Raw genomic sequence first — 15,349 nt, forward strand, 5'->3', positions numbered from 1 at the left:
GCAACGTTGACCAGCTAGCGCTGGGCCTGCTCGACGGCCTCGATCCAGAGCTCGTCGAAGGCCTGGACGTCCAGGTCGGCGAGCACGCGCGTCCGGCGTCCGCCGGGGTCGTGCTCGAAGCGCAACCGCTCCGCTTCCAGGACGGTCCGCACGCGCCGCTCCTGGACGACGGCCCCGCTCCAGCCGAGCGCCACGGCGCACGCGACGGGGTCCCAGTGGATGTTGACCAGGTCGTCGGGCAGCCCGGCGTGGGCGCGGCCGAGTTCCGTCATGCCGCTGTCCACGGCGTAGGCCCTGCACTGGCGGGCGAGCAGCTCGCCCAGGGGCCCGGAGGCGGCCAGGCGGGGCAGGTGGGCGGCCCGCAGGTGCGACCTGGCGGCGACGGGCAGCGGGACCAGGGTGAGCCGGGCGTGCCCGGCCATCAGCTCAGCGGCCGGCGGGTCGCACTGCGTGTTCCAGTCCATCTCCGGGCCCCAGGCGGGCATGCCGGGGCCGAGAGGGCGCAGCCATCCGCCCATGGCCACCACCGGCACCCCGTCGAGCCGGCCGGGCCGCGCCTGGTGCAGCAGCGCCAGGTTGGTGAAGGGCCCGATGGCCGCGATGGTGGCGCCCTGATCGATGCTGCGCTCCAGCAGGCCGATCGCCGCTCCCGGCGGCGCCGGCCGGGGGGCGACGGGAACGCCCCAGTACCGCTCGTGATCGGGTAGGTCGCCCATGAGCCGGCCCGTGACGGACGACCTTCCTGCCCCGGCCACGACCGGGATGTCCTGGCGCCCCACCAGCCGGAGGCAGTGCTCGACGTAGCCGGCCCGGCGGCCGTCGGGGTCGCCGCAGGTCGTGATGCCGACGATTTCCACTTCCGGCCGGCCCAGGACCATCGCCAGGGCGCAGAGGTCATCGGGGTCCCCGCCCAGGTCGGTGTCGATGTGTAAGCGCATGCCAGGCATCCTGTCGCCTCTCGTGCCGGCCCTGCCACCGGCTTTCCGGCGGGTCGCCGCGAAGCCGCCCGCAACACGGTACCCCCGTACCGTTTGCATGTGTTAACTTGAACATCAGTGTTCAAGTTAAGGAGTTGCGGATGAGTCATCACGACATGCCCGGGGGCAGGCCGAAGGGTGGCGGGTGGGCCGTGCTGGTGCTGCTGTGCCTGGCGCAGTTCATGCTGATCGTCGACATCACGGTGGTGCAGGTCGCGCTGCCGTCCATCGGCACCGACCTGGCGCTCGGCCGGGAGGCGCTGACCTGGGTGGTGACCGCGTACACGCTGTGCTTCGGCGGGCTCATGGTGCTCGGCGGGCGGCTCGCCGACGTGCTCGGCGCGCGCCGGACGCTGCTGGCCGGGCTCGGGCTGTTCACGGCGGCGTCGCTGGTGTGCGGGCTGGCCGGGAGCGGGACCGCGCTCGTCGCGGGGCGGGCGCTGCAGGGGGTCGGCGCGGCGCTGCTGTCTCCGGCGGCGCTGGCGGTGATCATCGACACCTTCCACGGCGAGCGGCGCGCACGCGCGCTCGGCGTGTGGGCGGCGATCGGCGGCACGGGGGCGGCGCTGGGCGTGCTCGTCGGCGGGCTGCTGACCGCGGGGCCCGGGTGGGCCTGGGCGTTCTTCGTCAACGTGCCGATCGGGCTGGCGGTGCTGGCCGCGGTGCCCGCGGTGGTGCCGGCCGCCGCGGGGCGGCGCGAGCCGGTGGACGTGCCCGGCGCCCTGGTCGTCACGCTGGCGACGGCGTTGCTGATCTACGGGGTGGTCGCGGCGGGCGACGCCGGATGGGCGGCGGCGGGCACGGTGCTGCCGCTGGCCGGGGCGGTGCTGCTGTACGTGCTGTTCGTGGTCGTCGAGCGGTCCGTACGGTCGCCGCTCATGCGGGCCGGGACGCTCGCCCGCCGGCCGGTGATCTCGGGGACGTTCGTGATGCTGGTGGCGACCGGGCTGATGCTGGGCCTGTTCTTCCTCAGCACGCTCTACCTGCAGCACGAGCTCGGGTTCAGCGCACTGGAGACCGGGCTGATCTTCCTGCCGGCGGCCGTCGCCATCACGGCGGGCGCACAGCTCGGCGGCCGCCTCATCGGGCGGGTCGGCGGCAGGCCGGTGGCGGTGGCGGCGTTCGTGCTGACCGCGGCGGGGGCGGCGCTGATGGCGCGGGTCTCCCCGGACGCGGGCGTCTGCACGACGCTGCTGCCCGGGTTCGTGCTGGCCTCGCTGGGCATCGGGCCGGCGTTCGTGACGGCCACCACGACGACCATGGCGAACATCCCTCCCGGCGAGAACGGCGTGGCCTCCGGGGTCATCAACACCTTCCACGAGCTCGGCGGCTCGATCGGGGTGGCCGTCGTGTCCACCGTGGCCGCCGACGGCCTCGCCCCCGGGGCGGCGGGGGCCGGGGGGTTCGTGGCCGGGTTCACGCTGTGCGCGGTGGTGGCGGGGGTCGCCGGGGCCGTCGCGCTCGGGCTGGTGCCGGGCGGGAGGCCCGCGGCGGCATTCGTCGGGCACGGACACGGGCACGGGCACGGCCACGGGCACGGCGGCTGACGCGTCACACCAGCAAAACCGGGATATCGCCGACGACTCCGGCGGACTATCCTTCATTGATGGTCAAGTTCTGCCGGCGGAAGCGGTGAATCCGCAGATGCCGCCATTAACGCTGGGGCACCAGCGCCTGCCCGGGGTGACCGTGATCGCGGTGACCGGCGAGATGGACGCCACCAATCGAGCCGACCTCGAGGCCTACCTCGCGGAGGCCGGCGCGGCGCTCGCGGGACGGCTGGTGTTCGACCTGTCGGGGGTGCCGTTCATGGACAGCTCCGGACTGCACGTGCTGCTGAAGTGTGCCACCGACTGCCTGAAGGCCGGTGGCGTCGTGCACCTGGCGGGCGTGCAACCCCTGCCCGCCAGGTTGTTCGAGATCACGGGCGTGGTGGCGCACATGCCGGTGCACGAGCGGGTCGAGGACGCCATCACGGCCGCCCTGAACTCGTCGGAACGCTCCATTTAGCGACGGCGCGACCACGCAGGGCTCTCCAGCCCCTCCAAGAACACGGCCTCACCCCTGACGAGGGCTCACCCCCGTGATGGTCAGCCCGAGCAGCCGCTCCGCCTCCGCCGCCGGGTCCGGATGGGGTTCCGAGGCCAGGGCGATGCCCGTGACCAGGGTGAGCAGGTCGTCGGTGGTCACTCCCGGGGTCAGCGCGCCGGCGTCGGCGGCGCGGCGTACCAGCGGGTCGGCCGCCTCGGTGAGCTGGGCGGAGCAGCAGGCCTCCTCCGCCGCGCCGGCGCCGGCCGCCCGTTCGCGGGTCAGCGCGATGGCCAGCCCCCTGATGGTCGCGGCGGCCGCGGTGAGGGCGCCCAGCCATTCCAGCAGCGCCGCCCGGGTGTCGGGCGCGGCGGTCAGCTCGCGGGCGTGGCCGCACAGGGTCTCGACCTCGTCGCGGAAGACCGCCTCCAGCAGCGCCTGGCGGCTGGGGAAGTGCCGGCGCAGGGTGGCCGATCCGACTCCCGCGGTGCGGGCGATCTGCTCCAGGGAGGCGTCCGGGCCGTACTCGGCGATCGCCTCCCTGGCCACGGTGAGCAGGAGCGCGTAGTTGCGCCGGGCGTCCGCGCGCTGGCCGGGCATGGCCTCACCTCACATTTGCTAAGTGGCGGGGTCCGCCGTATCTTACCGGAACATAAGCGGCGGGGTCCGCCGTTTAATCCGTTGCTCACGTCAGGAGATCCCTCATGCCCATCGACATCGCGCCCGTCCTGGTCACCGGCGCCACCGGCCGGCAGGGCGGCGCCACCGCGCGGGCCCTGCTCGCGGCCGGCGTCCCCGTCCGGGCCCTGGTCCGCGATCCCGCGACCGAGCGGGCGCAGGCGATCGAGGCGCTCGGCGCCGAGCTGGTCACCGGCGATCTCGACGACCGCGACTCCGTGACCAGGGCCGCGACAGGAGCCCGAGCCGTCTTCTCCGTCCAGATGCCCCCGATCAGGGACGGCGCCTTCGACTTCGGCGGCGAGCTGGCCCAGGCCGCCAACCTGGTCGAGGGCGCGCGGGCCGCGGGCGTGCCGCAGTTCGTGCACACGTCCGTCTCCGGCGCGGGGCGCCACATCGAGGCCCCCGGCTGGGCCGAAGGCCGCTGGGCGGCGATGGAGCCCGTCTACACCGCCAAGGCCGGCGCCCAGGACCTGGTACGCGAGGCCGGCTTCACGCACTGGACGATCATCAAGCCGGGCTTCTTCATGGAGAACTTCCTCCCGTCCGTGGCCTACCTGCTCCCCCGCGGCGTCGAGGGCGGCCTGGCGACCGTGCTGAAGCCCGGCACGCGGCTCTCCCTCGTCGCGGTCCAGGACATCGGCGCGGCGGCCGCCGCGGCCATCGCCGCGCCGGAGCGGTTCCACCGGGTCGAGCTGGAACTGGCCGGCGACCACCTGGCGATGACGCAGATCGCCGAGGTCCTCTCCCGCGCCTTCGGCACCCCGCTGGCCGCGCCCGACATGACCGTGCGGGAGGCGCTCGCCGCGGGCATGCCGGAGTACGCCGTCACCTCGCACGAGTTCCTCAACGTGGTGGGCCAGCCGGCCCGGCCGGAGCACGCGCGGGCTCTCGGCATCCCGCTCACGTCCTTCGAGGAGTGGGCGGGCACGCACCTGAAGGCCTGAGGCCCGAAGGACACCAGGCCCGTGGCGGCGAGGGGCCGGGCGCGACTATACTCCGGAGTTATACCTCCGGTGTATAGTCTGCGGTCATGAGTGTTCCCCTGGCACTGCTCGGCCTGCTGGAGCGGGAGCCGAGTCACGGCTATGACCTGAAACGCGACTACGACGCCTTCTTCGGCCGCGGCAAGCCGCTGCCGTTCGGGCAGGTGTACTCCACGCTCGGCCGCCTGGCCAGGGACGGCAAGGTGACGGCCGGGCAGAGCGAGCCCGGCGACGGGCCCGACCGCAGGCGTTACGCCATCACCCCGCTCGGCACGCAGGAGGTGGAGGCGTGGCTGTCGGAGCCGGTGGCGGCGGAGCCGTACCTGCAGACGGTGCTGTTCACCAAGGTCGTGCTGGCGCTGATGCTGGGCCGGGACGCGGCGGGCTACCTCGACCTGCAGCGGGCCACGCACCTCCGGCGCATGCGGGAGTTCACCCAGATCAAGCGCACCGGCTCGCTGACCGACGCGCTGCTGGCCGACCACGGCATGTTCCATCTGGAGGCGGACCTGCGCTGGATCGACGTCACGCAGGCCCGGCTGGGCGCGCTGGCGGCCATGGTGCGCGAGTCGTGATCATCGAAGCGCGCGAGCTCAGCCGCTCCTACGGGCACACCCCCGCGCTGCGCGAGGCCGACCTGTCGGTGGCCGCCGGGGAGATCGTGGCGGTCATGGGCCCCAGCGGCTCGGGGAAGTCGACGCTGCTGCACTGCCTGGCCGGGATCTTCACTCCCGACAGCGGCGAGGTGTGGTTCCGCGGGCGGCGGCTGGACACGATGAGCGACGCCCGGCGCACGGAGCTGCGGCGCACCGCCTTCGGGTTCGTCTTCCAGTTCGGGCAGCTCGTGCCGGAGCTGACCGCGGCCGACAACGTCGCCCTGCCGATGCTGCTGGGCCGCACCAGGCGCAAGGACGCCTACCGGCGGGCCGGGGAATGGCTGGAGCGGCTGGGGCTGGCGGAGCTGGGCGGGCGGCGTACCAGCGAGTTGTCGGGCGGCCAGGCGCAGCGGGTGGCGATCGCCAGGGCGCTGGTGACGGGGCCGCGGGTGCTGTTCGCCGACGAGCCGACGGGCGCGCTCGACTCGCTGACCGGCGAGCACGTCATGGAGCTGCTGGTCGGGCTGGCGCGCGAGGAGGGCACGACCGTGATCGTGGTGACCCACGACGCCCGGGTGGCCTCCTTCGCCGACCGGGAGGTCATCGTCCGCGACGGCCGCGTCACCGATCCCTTCGCCGACCGGCAGGGAAACGTCCGTGACCGCCGCGCCACCGATCCCCTCTCCGGTGAGGTCACGCGATGATCGCTCTGGGCCTGCGCCTGTCGCTGCGCGGCGGCAGGGAGGCGGTGGCCAGGCTGGTGCTGGTCGTGGCCGGGGTGGCGACCGGTGTCACGGTGCTGCTGACCACGCTCTCCCTCTTCAACGCCTTCCAGGCCACCACCGCCCGGCCCTGCTGGGAGTGCACCACCGGCACCGCGCCCAGCGGCTGGGTTCTCGACGCCACCGCCACCGGCGCGCTGTGGAGCTACCGGAAGGACTATTACGCCGGGCAGGCGATCAAGCGGCTGGACGCCGCCCCGCTCGGCGGGCAGGCGCCGGTGATCCCGGGCCTGGCGCGCATGCCCGGCCCCGGCCAGTACTACGCCTCCCCCACGCTGGCCGGGCTGCTGGACTCGGTGCCGCGCGAACGGCTGGGTGACCGCTTCCCCGGGACCCGCGCGGGGATCATCGGCCAGGCCGCGCTGTCCGGGCCGGACGAGCTGGCCATCGTGGTGGGGCGGACACCGCGGGAGGTCGCCGCCATGACGGGGGCGCGGCAGGTGGACACGGTGGAGACCGCGTCCGCTGCCGCCCTGCTCGACGACGACACCGACCTCTACCGGTTCGGTTTCGCCGTGGCCGCCATCGGCCTGCTCGTCCCGCTGCTCGTACTGGTGAACGCGGCCACCCGGCTGGCCGCCGCCCGCCGGGAGGCCCGATTCGCCGCGTTCCGGCTGGCCGGCGCCACGTCCCGGCAGGTGAGCGTGCTCGCCGCGGTGGAGTCCGCGCTCGGCGCGCTGCTGGGCGCGCTGCTCGGCGTCGCCCTGTTCCAGCTCGTACGGCCGGCCGTGGCCATGGTCCGCGTCACGGGCTCGCGCTTCTTCCCCGAGCTGGTCGTCCCGGCCTCCTGGCAGTACGCGGCCGTGCTCGCCGGCGTGCCGATCCTGTCGGGGTGCACGGCGCTCTGGTCGCTGCGCCGCGTGCGGATCTCCCCGCTGGGCGCGGCCAGGAAGGCCGTGGGGCGCCCGCCCCGGGCCTGGCGGGTGATCCCCCTGCCGGCCGGGCTGGCGCTGTTCGCCGGGCCGGTGTTCCGGGGCGGCGAGCGCGAGCCGGACGCGCTGCTCGCCGGCACGGCCCTCGCGCTCATCATGATCGGGCTGATCCTGGCGGGCCCGTGGCTGACGATGCTGGCCGCCCGGCTCGCCGCCCGCGTGACCGGGGGCGCGGCGACCCTGCTGGCCGCGCAGCGCATGGCGGCCGACCCCAAGGCGGCCTTCCGCTCGGTGAGCGGGCTCGTGCTGGCGGTGTTCATGGGCACGGCGATCGCGGGGATCGTCCCGGCCGTGGTCTCCGGGCAGCAGGCGGTGGCCGGCGGCACGCTCAACGGGGTGCTGCGCGCCCCGCTCACCCAGCACCCCGGCGCCGGTGGCCTGGCTCCGCAGGCCGGAGCCGAGTTGCTCGCCCGGCTGCGCGCCCACCCCGGCGTCGACGTGCTGCCGATCTACGCCCTGCCGGACGACACGGACCAGCCGGTACGCGGCGACCCCCCGCCGCCCGTTCCCGGCGACGGCCCTCCGCCGCCCAGGACCGCCGCCGACTGCGCGAGCCTTGCCCGCTTCCCCGTACTCGGGCGGTGCCCGGCGGGCGCGCAGGCCGTGACGGGCTACTTCGAGCGCCTCGTCGAGGCCGACAACCCGCTCACCGTCGACAAGCTGCTCCCCTTCGCCGCGCCCACCGGCCAGGCCGTCTCCACGGACGGCCTCAGCCTGGCGGCCGTCCTGGTCGGCATGGACGACCCGGGCACGCTGGAGGAGCTGCGCACGCTGCTGGCGCGCCACGGCGCCGGCGCGCCGATGACCTTCGCCGAGGTCGCGCAGGCCAGGGCGACGATCTTCACGCAGGCCGAGAACATCGCGCTGGCCATGGTCGCCCTGACCCTGGTCGCCGGAGGGTGCAGCCTGGTGGTGGCGGTGGGCGGCGGGCTGATGGAGCGCAGGCAGCCGTTCACCCTGCTGCGGCTGGCGGGCACGCCGGCCCGCACCCTGACGGCGGTGGTGCTGCTGGAGTCGGCGCTCCCCCTCGTCCTGGCCGCCGCCGTCGCCGCCGCCGCGGGCTTCGGCGTGGCGGGGCCGTTCATCGAGGAGCTCGCCATGAAGGGCGCGTCCCTGGCCATGCCGGGGCCCGTCTACTTCGCGACCGTCGGCGGCGGGCTGGCCGCCTCCCTGCTGGTGATCCTCACGGCCGTGCCGCTGCTGCGGCACATGACCGCGCCGGACAACGCGCGTTTCGAGTAGGAGCTCCATGAAGCCGCTGTCCACGGTCATGGCGCTCACCCTGACCTTCAACCTGCGCGTCACGACCGTGCGGGGCTGAACCCGGGCCCCTCACTTCAGGCGGGCCCCTCAGCTCAGGCGGGCCCGCGCGTACGCGGCCATGGCGTCGCACATGTACGCCGCCAGCCCCTCCGCCACCCGCTCGTAGTTCGCCCTGAACTGATCGTCCTCGACCTGCATCCGCCCCAGATGGGTGTACTCCGCCGCGCTCGGCGTCCAGAACCGGGTCATCTGCCGGTAATGGCCGTCGAGCACGGCGAGCACCGCGGGGTCGTCGACCGCCGTGCCGGCGGCCATCAACTCCGCCATGCGGATCATCCCCGCCGTGGCCTCCTGCTGCATGCGGTCGATCTCCTCCGGGGACAGGGTGTCCAGGAGCTCCTGCTGCCCGGACCGCTCCCAGTGCTCCGGCCACCGTTCGCGGGCCTGCGCGCCGTAGCGCGCGGCGTCGAAGCCCTCGAACAGGTTCTCCGGTCTGCTGATTCTGGACATGCCGCTCTTCCTTTCGCTCCGTTCGAGTTCGGTGATGGTGCGGGCGACCATGCGGGCCACCGCGTCGAGCCGGTCGCGCTCCCGCAGCAGCCGCCGGTGGTGCTCGCGCAGCGCCGCCGCGGGGTCGGTGTGCCGGTCGACGATCTCGGCGATCTCGGGCAGCCCGAGGCCGAGCTCCCGCAGCACGAGGATCTGCTGCAGCCGCAGGAGCTGGTCCTCCTCGTAGTGGCGGTAGCCGTTGGCGCCGACCCAGGCCGGCCGCAGCAGGCCGATCTCGTCATAGTGGCGCAACGTCCTCGACGTCACGCCGGACATCCGCGCCACCTGCGCGATCGACCACGCCATGAACCCACCCGTCCCCGCTCTTCACCTAGCCGGATCTTCCGGCTCGCTACGACGGTAGGAGTTGACGTAACGGCAGAGTCAAGCGCGATCAGGCAGCGGGGAAGCCCCACTGTTGAACTTTACCTACTTGAATACTAGGTTTTTAGGGGTCGTAGCGCAGAACAGGAAGACCGCATGAGCCTCCAGTTCCTCTGGTACATCCCGAACCAGGCCCGGCCCGGGCATCGCGGCGACGACGCCGTCGCAGGTCACAACAGCCTGGCGACCCTCAGCAGCCACGCCGAGGCCCTGGAGCGGCACGGCTGGGCCGGGGCGCTCATCGGCACCGGCTGGGGGCGGCCCGACACGTTCACGGTGGCCACCGCGCTGGCCGCGCGGACGACCACGTTCCAGCCACTGATCGCGGTGCGGCCCGGCTACTGGCGCCCGGCCAACTTCGCCTCCGCCGCCGCCACCCTGGACCACCTCACCGGGGGCCGGGTGCTGGTCAACATCGTCTCGGGCAAGGACGACCTGGCGGCGTACGGCGACAGCGAGGGCGACCAGGCGCACCGCTACGCCCGTACCAAGGAGTTCATGCGGCTCGTACGCAGGCTCTGGACCGAGGAGCACGTCACCCACCACGGCGAGCACTTCAGCGTCACCGCCTCCACCGTGGTGCCGCGCCCGGCGGTGGTCGGCGGGCGCAGGCACCCCCGGCTCTACTTCGGCGGCGCCTCGGAGGCCGCCGAGCGGGTGGCCGCCACCGAGGCCGACGTCCAGCTCTTCTGGGGCGAGCCGCTCGACGGCATCGCGGCGCGCATCGAGCGGCTCAAGCAACTCGGCGAGCGGCTCGGGCGCGAACTCCCGCCGCTGGAGTTCGGGCTGCGGGTCACCACGCTGGTGCGCGACACCACCGAGCAGGCCTGGGCGGACGCCGAGGCCAAGGTCGCCAGGATGGCGCGGGGCGCCGTCGCCCGCGACGTCAACTGGCAGGCCGCCGTCGGCCAGCGGCGGCTGCTCGGCCTGGCCGAGCGGGGAGAGGTGCTCGACGACAACCTCTACACCGCCCCCGGCAGGTACGGCGGCGGCGGCGCGGGCACCACCTGGCTGGTCGGCTCGGCGGAGGACGTGGCGAAGTCGCTGCGCAACTACCAGGCCCTCGGCATCACCCACTTCGTGCTCTCCGACACGCCCTACCTGCCGGAGATCAAGCGCCAGGGCGACCGGTTGCTCCCGCTGCTGCGCGGCTGAACGAGTGCCGTGCGCCCTGCCCCCGGGCCTGCCCTGTTAGCGTCGGAGCATGTCAGAGGGTGCGGAGCACGGCGCGACGCCCCCGCGGGAACCTGCCGGATGGCGTCGCGCGCTCGTCGTGATCGGCATGATCGCGCTGTTCGCGGTCCTGCTGGCGACCGGCGTGCTGTCGTTCCTCCTGGTCAACGCGACGACCAGGTGAGCCTCCGGTCAGCGGCCCACGCTCTCCCTCCGGCGGGCGAGCCAGGTGACCAGCCACAGGACCAGGCCGATCGCGAGGAGCACGCCCGCGATCTGGTACTGGCCGGCCGGGCGGCCGGAGGACCAGGGCAGCACCAGGTACAGGCACGTGATCACGCCCAGCACGGGCAGGACGCGCCCGGCGTTGAAGTGCTCGGTCGTGGACTGGTCCTTGCGCAGGACGAGCACGGACACGTTGACGGCGGCGAAGACGGCGAGCAGGAGCAGCGAGGTGGTCCCGCCCAGCAGCGCCACCACCGGGCTCTCCGGGTCCAGCGAGACGAAGGTGATGAGCCCCATGGCGATGACGGTGGTGAACAGGATCGACGCCTCCGGCGTGCGCCGCCTGGGGTTCACCTTCGACAGGAAGGCCGGCAGCACGCCCTGCTTGCCCATGCCGTACAGGAGCCGGCTGGCCATCAGCATGTTGATCAGCGCGGAGTTCGCGACGGCGAACATCGAGATGAACGGCAGCAGGTCGGCGATCGGGAAGCCGGGGGTGGCGGTCTGCACCACGGTCGCCAGCGGGGTCTCGCTCTCGGCGAGCGTGCCGACGGGGACCACCGCCACGGCGCAGATGGACACCAGGACGTAGATCACTCCGGTGATGCCGAGGCCGGTGAGCATGATCCGGGGGAAGATCCGCGCCGGGTCCCTGGTCTCCTCGGCCATGTTGACCGAGTCCTCGAACCCCACCATGGCGAAGAAGGCCAGCGACGTCGCCGTGCTCACGGCCAGGAACACGCTCTTGTCGGCCGCGGTCTCGAAGGCGACGACCCGGGAGAAGTCGGCGTTGCCGCCGGCGATGAACCACATGCTGAGCAGGATGACCAGCAGCAGGCCGGAGAGCTCGATCGACGTGAGCACCACGTTGATCTTGACGCTCTCGCCCACGCCGCGCAGGTTCACGGCCAGGACCAGGAGCATGAAGCCCAGGGCGATCGCCAGGATGACGCCGTTGCCGACGTCGAGGCCGAACCCGGCGGCGAGGTTCGCGGCGAAGGCGCGCGAGGCCGCCGAGGCGGAGGTGATGCCGGAGCACATCACGGTGAAGCAGACGAGGAAGGAGACGATGTGCAGGCGGAACGCCTTGTGCACGTAGAGCGCGGCGCCCGCCGCCTGCGGATACTTCGTGACCAGTTCCAGGTAGGAGCAGGCGGTGATCGCCGCGACCACGAAGGCGATGGCGAACGGCAGCCAGGCCGCTCCTCCGACCTCACCGGCGACCTGGCCCGTCAGGGCGTAGATCCCGGTGCCGAGGATGTCGCCGATGATGAAGAGCAGCAGCAGGCCGGGGCCCATGACCCTCTTGAGGCCGGGCTGGTCGGCGTCATGCGCTTGCGCGGGACTGGAAGGACTGCTCTGGGAGGGGGCGGCCATGTGATCATCCCGGTCCGTCATCCCGCCAGCCTATGCTTTCACGGGCTTTCAGAGCTCGTGATTTCCGGAGTCAGTATTGGTTCATCTTGGCGTCCATGGCGAGCCCCGCGTCGATCACCTTCGCCGGCACGCCCTTGATGCCGATATGGTCCTTGGCGATCTGCCCGAGCGTGGGCAGGCTCTTGCGGTCGGGCCAGGTCTCCGGCCTCCACAGCGACGAGCGCAGGAACGCCTTGGCGCAGTGCATGTACAGCTCCTGGACCTCGACGAGCAGCGCCAGCCGGGGCCGCTTGCCCTTGACCACGAGGTCGTCGAAGAACGGCGCGTCCGACACGAGCGTCGCGCGCCCGTTCACGCGCAGCGTCTCGTTCATCCCCGGCACGATGAACAGCAGCCCGACGTGCGGGTTGAGCAGCACGTTGCGCAGGCTGTCGAGCCGCTGGTTGCCGGGCCGGTCGGCGAGCACGAGCCGCTGGTCGTCGAGGACCAGCACCGAGCCGGCGGGGTCGCCGCGGGGCGAGACGTCGCAGGTGCCGTCGGTGTTGGAGGTCGCGAGCAGCAGGAACGGCGAATGCGCGATGATCGTGCGCGCGTGCTCGTCGATCCGCGCGATGTCCTTGTCCCAGATGGTCTGCGGCGGCTCTTTCACGATCTCGCGGAGCTCGGCCTCGGTCGTCACCGTACGGATCTCAGAAGGTTGCACCACCCGAATATAGGCAAGCCTAACCTTCATAGTCGAGCTACGGGGAGAGGATGCCGCCCCCTCCCGATCACGTCCTGCGATGACCAGACGGGCCCGTCACCGCTGTGATCTGCGGCACTTCAGACCCTGAAACATTGCAGATCCTGAAATTTTTCCCTTAATCTCAGCATTGTGACCATCGTGGACAGTGCAGAGGAGCTGGGTCGCCGGGATCGAAAGAAGCTCGAGACCCGTGCGGCGCTGGAGCATGCTGCCCTGACGCTGGTCGCCGAACGCGGCCTGGCGGCGGTCACGGTGGAGGACATCGCGGAGGCGGTCGACGTCTCCTCCCGTACGTTCTTCAACTACTTCCCGTCCAAGGAGGACGCGCTCATCGGCTCGGGCCAGGCCTCGGCCGCCGAGCTGTGCGAGCGGCTGAACGCCGTGCCCGCGCGGGTGCCCGTCCTGGAGGCGCTGCGCCTGATGGCGCGGGCCGAGGCCGAGCACCTGCAGGAGCAGCCCGAGCGGTGGCTGCTGCGGCTGAAGGTGTTCGAGCAGAACCCGTCGCTGCTCCCCCGGCTCGTCGCCAGCGGCAGCGAGACCGAGCGGGCCGTGTCGGCCGCCGTCGCTCGCCGGGCCGGCGTCGAGCCCTGCACGAGCGGCTATCCCGAGCTCGCCACGGCGGCCGCCATGGCGGCCTTCCGGGTGGCGATGCTGCGCTGGAGCGCCGCCGGCGGGCGCCCGTCGCTGGCCGGTCTGGTGGACGAGGCCTTCGACCAGCTCGCCGCCGGCCTGCCCAACCCGTGACCGCCCCGGTCGCCCGTCCCCTTCCGTAAACGTTTCCGTACTGCCGGTGTCCGCAGGAGCCCGCGGATCGCGGGCCCTGCCCGCCTGAGAAATTCGCCTGAGAAATCGAGGAAAGATGACAGCCACCAGCGCGCAGCCCGAGCCCGCGGCCGCGACGCCCACGTCCAGAAGAAAGGTCCTGCAGGCGCTGTCAGGCCTGATGGTGGGCATGTTCGTGTCCATCCTGGCCTCGACGGTCGTGGCCAACGCCCTGCCCCGCATCATCACCGACCTGCAGGGCACGCAGACCGTCTACACCTGGATCGTCACCACGGAGCTGCTGGCCATGACGGCCACCGTGCCGCTCTGGGGCAAGATGGCCGACCTCTACAGCAAGAAGCTGCTGATCCAGCTCTCGCTCGGACTGTTCGTGGCCGGTTCCCTGATCGCGGGCCTGACGCCGAACGTGGAGATCCTCATCGTCAGCCGCGCCGTGCAGGGCATCGGCGCCGGCGGTATGACCGCGCTGTCGATGGTCGTGATGGCGGCCATGATCCCGCCGCGTGAGCTGGGCCGTTACTCCGGCATCTTCGGCGCCGTGTTCGGGATCGGCACCGTGGCCGGGCCGCTCATCGGCGGCGTGCTCGTGGACACCTCCTGGCTCGGCTGGCGCTGGTGCTTCCTGCTCGGCGTGCCGTTCACGATCGTGGCCATCATCCTCCTGCAGCGCACCCTCGACCTGCCCGTGGTGCGCAAGAAGGTCAAGGTCGACTACCTGGGCGCCCTGCTCATCACGGCGGGCGTCTCCACGCTGCTGATCTGGTCGTCGCTGGCGGGCAACCAGTTCGCGTGGGGCTCCTGGCAGACGGCCGTGCTCGTCGGCGGCGGTCTCCTCGTCCTCGCGCTGGCCGTCTTCGTCGAGTCCCGCGCGGCCGAGCCGATCATCCCCCTCGCCATCTTCAGGAACCGCACCGTCGCCCTCGCCACCATCGCCAGCGCGCTGGTCGGCGTGGCCATGTTCGGCGGCACGGTGTTCCTGTCGCAGTACTTCCAGGTGGCGCTCGGCAAGTCGCCGACGGTCGCCGGCCTGATGAGCCTGCCGATGGTGTTCGGCCTGCTGATCTCCTCGACCGTGGCGGGCCAGCTCATCACCAAGACCGGCCGGTGGAAGGGCTTCCTGGTGGCCGGTGGCGTCGTCATGCTCGGCGGGATGGGCCTGCTCGCCACCATCGACGGGCAGACCGGCTCGGTGATGCTCGGCGTCTACATGGCGGTGCTCGGCATCGGCGTGGGCATGCTCATGCAGAACCTGGTGCTGGCCGCCCAGAACGACGTGCCCGCCCAGGACCTGGGCTCCACCACCTCGGTGCTGACCTTCTTCCGCAGCATGGGCGGCACGATCGGCGTCAGCGCCCTGGGCGCCGTGCTGGCCAACCGGGTCACCACGCTGCTCACGGAGAAGCTCGGCCCGATGGCCGCCGCCGGCGGGGGCGGCGACACCCACGCCGTGCCCGACATCTCCAAGCTGCCCGCCCCGGTCGTCCGCGTCATCCAGGACGTGTACGCCACGGCCACGGCCGAGCTGTTCCTGATCGGCGTGCCGCTCACCGTGCTGGCGCTGGTGGCGGTGCTGTTCATCAAGGAGAAGCCGCTCGCCACGCTGTCGGGCGAGGAGCGGCTGGCCCGCGAGCGCGCCGAGGCCTCCGGTCACTGAGCCGGACCGGCCGGGCATCACGGTCCCCGGCGGGTCGCCGGCACGCGAGCCGGGCTCGCGCCGGCGGCCCCGCTGACCGCCGCCGCCCCGCCGCCCCGCTGCCTCGGCGGCCCAGCGGCTCAGCGGCTCAGCGGCTCAGCGGCTCAGCGGCTCAGCGGCTCAGCGGCTCAGCGGCTCAGCGGCTCAGCGGCTCAGCGGCTCAGCGGCTCAGCGGCTC

At 72.6% G+C, this 15,349-nt stretch carries 15 protein-coding genes; 10 read left to right on the forward strand and 5 right to left on the reverse strand.

What is annotated here, in order from left to right; translation table 11 throughout:
* Window positions 1-14: 14 nt before the first annotated feature.
* Window positions 15-938 carry a nucleoside hydrolase gene (locus AB0I79_RS36155; RefSeq protein WP_357883188.1) on the reverse strand — a complete coding sequence of 308 codons (924 nt, stop codon included), beginning with the start codon at window positions 936-938 and terminating at the stop codon, window positions 15-17.
* A 140-nt stretch (window positions 939-1,078) separates the two neighbouring features.
* Here AB0I79_RS36155 and AB0I79_RS36160 point away from each other — a divergent pair, with 140 nt between their 5' ends.
* Both AB0I79_RS36160 and AB0I79_RS36165 read left to right on the forward strand, forming a co-directional pair.
* Window positions 1,079-2,524: an MFS transporter gene (locus tag AB0I79_RS36160; RefSeq protein WP_357883191.1), complete on the forward strand. Its 1,446-nt coding sequence runs from the start codon at window positions 1,079-1,081 to the stop codon at window positions 2,522-2,524.
* Window positions 2,525-2,621: 97 nt separating this feature from the next.
* Window positions 2,622-2,987, forward strand: coding sequence for an STAS domain-containing protein (locus tag AB0I79_RS36165; RefSeq protein WP_357883194.1), 366 nt, complete (start codon window positions 2,622-2,624; stop codon window positions 2,985-2,987).
* A 48-nt stretch (window positions 2,988-3,035) separates the two neighbouring features.
* Here the strand turns inward: AB0I79_RS36165 and AB0I79_RS36170 are convergent, their stop codons facing one another.
* On the reverse strand, window positions 3,036-3,605 hold the full coding sequence (locus tag AB0I79_RS36170; protein WP_357883197.1) for a helix-turn-helix domain-containing protein: 570 nt from the start codon (window positions 3,603-3,605) through the stop codon (window positions 3,036-3,038).
* Between the two features lie 104 nt (window positions 3,606-3,709).
* On the opposite strand from AB0I79_RS36170, the gene AB0I79_RS36175 reads away from it, so the two are divergent.
* From AB0I79_RS36175 to AB0I79_RS36190, 4 genes are all read left to right on the forward strand, one after another.
* Entirely contained in the window at window positions 3,710-4,630 is a 921-nt protein-coding gene (locus AB0I79_RS36175; RefSeq protein WP_357883200.1) for an NmrA family NAD(P)-binding protein, read from the forward strand.
* An 86-nt stretch (window positions 4,631-4,716) separates the two neighbouring features.
* Entirely contained in the window at window positions 4,717-5,244 is a 528-nt protein-coding gene (locus tag AB0I79_RS36180) for a PadR family transcriptional regulator (protein ID WP_357883202.1), read from the forward strand.
* Window positions 5,241-5,969, forward strand: a complete 729-nt coding sequence (locus tag AB0I79_RS36185) for an ABC transporter ATP-binding protein (protein WP_357883205.1) — start codon at window positions 5,241-5,243, stop codon at window positions 5,967-5,969. Before AB0I79_RS36180 ends, AB0I79_RS36185 begins: the two co-directional genes overlap by 4 nt.
* On the forward strand, window positions 5,966-8,221 hold the full coding sequence (locus tag AB0I79_RS36190; protein ID WP_357883208.1) for an FtsX-like permease family protein: 2,256 nt from the start codon (window positions 5,966-5,968) through the stop codon (window positions 8,219-8,221). The genes AB0I79_RS36185 and AB0I79_RS36190 overlap by 4 nt, the downstream gene beginning before the upstream one ends.
* Window positions 8,222-8,329: 108 nt before the next feature.
* Here AB0I79_RS36190 and AB0I79_RS36195 read toward each other — a convergent pair whose 3' ends face one another.
* Complete coding sequence (locus AB0I79_RS36195) at window positions 8,330-9,097, reverse strand: MerR family transcriptional regulator (RefSeq protein WP_357883211.1); 768 nt, start codon at window positions 9,095-9,097, stop codon at window positions 8,330-8,332.
* Window positions 9,098-9,271: 174 nt separating this feature from the next.
* Between AB0I79_RS36195 and AB0I79_RS36200 the strand changes: the two genes are divergently transcribed.
* Together AB0I79_RS36200 and AB0I79_RS36205 are read left to right on the forward strand one after the other, a co-directional pair.
* Window positions 9,272-10,330, forward strand: a complete 1,059-nt coding sequence (locus AB0I79_RS36200) for an LLM class flavin-dependent oxidoreductase (RefSeq protein WP_357883214.1) — start codon at window positions 9,272-9,274, stop codon at window positions 10,328-10,330.
* 49 nt (window positions 10,331-10,379) lie between these two features.
* Window positions 10,380-10,532 (forward strand): hypothetical protein, encoded by a 153-nt coding sequence (locus AB0I79_RS36205; protein ID WP_357883217.1) that lies wholly within the window; start codon window positions 10,380-10,382, stop codon window positions 10,530-10,532.
* An 8-nt stretch (window positions 10,533-10,540) separates the two neighbouring features.
* Here the strand turns inward: AB0I79_RS36205 and AB0I79_RS36210 are convergent, their stop codons facing one another.
* Together AB0I79_RS36210 and AB0I79_RS36215 are read right to left on the reverse strand one after the other, a co-directional pair.
* Window positions 10,541-11,971 carry an APC family permease gene (locus tag AB0I79_RS36210; RefSeq protein ID WP_357883220.1) on the reverse strand — a complete coding sequence of 477 codons (1,431 nt, stop codon included), beginning with the start codon at window positions 11,969-11,971 and terminating at the stop codon, window positions 10,541-10,543.
* 49 nt (window positions 11,972-12,020) lie between these two features.
* Window positions 12,021-12,653 (reverse strand): pyridoxamine 5'-phosphate oxidase family protein, encoded by a 633-nt coding sequence (locus AB0I79_RS36215; RefSeq protein ID WP_357883223.1) that lies wholly within the window; start codon window positions 12,651-12,653, stop codon window positions 12,021-12,023.
* A gap of 180 nt (window positions 12,654-12,833) precedes the next feature.
* On the opposite strand from AB0I79_RS36215, the gene AB0I79_RS36220 reads away from it, so the two are divergent.
* Together AB0I79_RS36220 and AB0I79_RS36225 are read left to right on the forward strand one after the other, a co-directional pair.
* Entirely contained in the window at window positions 12,834-13,439 is a 606-nt protein-coding gene (locus AB0I79_RS36220) for a TetR family transcriptional regulator (protein ID WP_357883226.1), read from the forward strand.
* Between the two features lie 115 nt (window positions 13,440-13,554).
* Window positions 13,555-15,132 (forward strand): MDR family MFS transporter, encoded by a 1,578-nt coding sequence (locus tag AB0I79_RS36225; RefSeq protein ID WP_357883228.1) that lies wholly within the window; start codon window positions 13,555-13,557, stop codon window positions 15,130-15,132.
* Window positions 15,133-15,349: the final 217 nt, after the last annotated feature.

Origin of the sequence: Nonomuraea sp. NPDC050202 (assembly GCF_040656115.1) — a bacterium.
GTDB lineage: Bacteria > Actinomycetota > Actinomycetes > Streptosporangiales > Streptosporangiaceae > Nonomuraea.

What these genes read in the sequence shown, in the direction of transcription:
- AB0I79_RS36155 (WP_357883188.1), bottom strand. Translation starts at nt 938, where the DNA reads ATGCGCTTACACATCGACACCGACCTGGGCGGGGACCCCGATGACCTC.
- AB0I79_RS36160 (WP_357883191.1), top strand. Translation starts at nt 1,079, where the DNA reads ATGAGTCATCACGACATGCCCGGGGGCAGGCCGAAGGGTGGCGGGTGG.
- AB0I79_RS36165 (WP_357883194.1), top strand. Translation starts at nt 2,622, where the DNA reads ATGCCGCCATTAACGCTGGGGCACCAGCGCCTGCCCGGGGTGACCGTG.
- AB0I79_RS36170 (WP_357883197.1), bottom strand. Translation starts at nt 3,605, where the DNA reads ATGCCCGGCCAGCGCGCGGACGCCCGGCGCAACTACGCGCTCCTGCTC.
- AB0I79_RS36175 (WP_357883200.1), top strand. Translation starts at nt 3,710, where the DNA reads ATGCCCATCGACATCGCGCCCGTCCTGGTCACCGGCGCCACCGGCCGG.
- AB0I79_RS36180 (WP_357883202.1), top strand. Translation starts at nt 4,717, where the DNA reads ATGAGTGTTCCCCTGGCACTGCTCGGCCTGCTGGAGCGGGAGCCGAGT.
- AB0I79_RS36190 (WP_357883208.1), top strand. Translation starts at nt 5,966, where the DNA reads ATGATCGCTCTGGGCCTGCGCCTGTCGCTGCGCGGCGGCAGGGAGGCG.
- AB0I79_RS36195 (WP_357883211.1), bottom strand. Translation starts at nt 9,097, where the DNA reads ATGGCGTGGTCGATCGCGCAGGTGGCGCGGATGTCCGGCGTGACGTCG.
- AB0I79_RS36200 (WP_357883214.1), top strand. Translation starts at nt 9,272, where the DNA reads ATGAGCCTCCAGTTCCTCTGGTACATCCCGAACCAGGCCCGGCCCGGG.
- AB0I79_RS36205 (WP_357883217.1), top strand. Translation starts at nt 10,380, where the DNA reads ATGTCAGAGGGTGCGGAGCACGGCGCGACGCCCCCGCGGGAACCTGCC.
- AB0I79_RS36210 (WP_357883220.1), bottom strand. Translation starts at nt 11,971, where the DNA reads ATGACGGACCGGGATGATCACATGGCCGCCCCCTCCCAGAGCAGTCCT.
- AB0I79_RS36225 (WP_357883228.1), top strand. Translation starts at nt 13,555, where the DNA reads ATGACAGCCACCAGCGCGCAGCCCGAGCCCGCGGCCGCGACGCCCACG.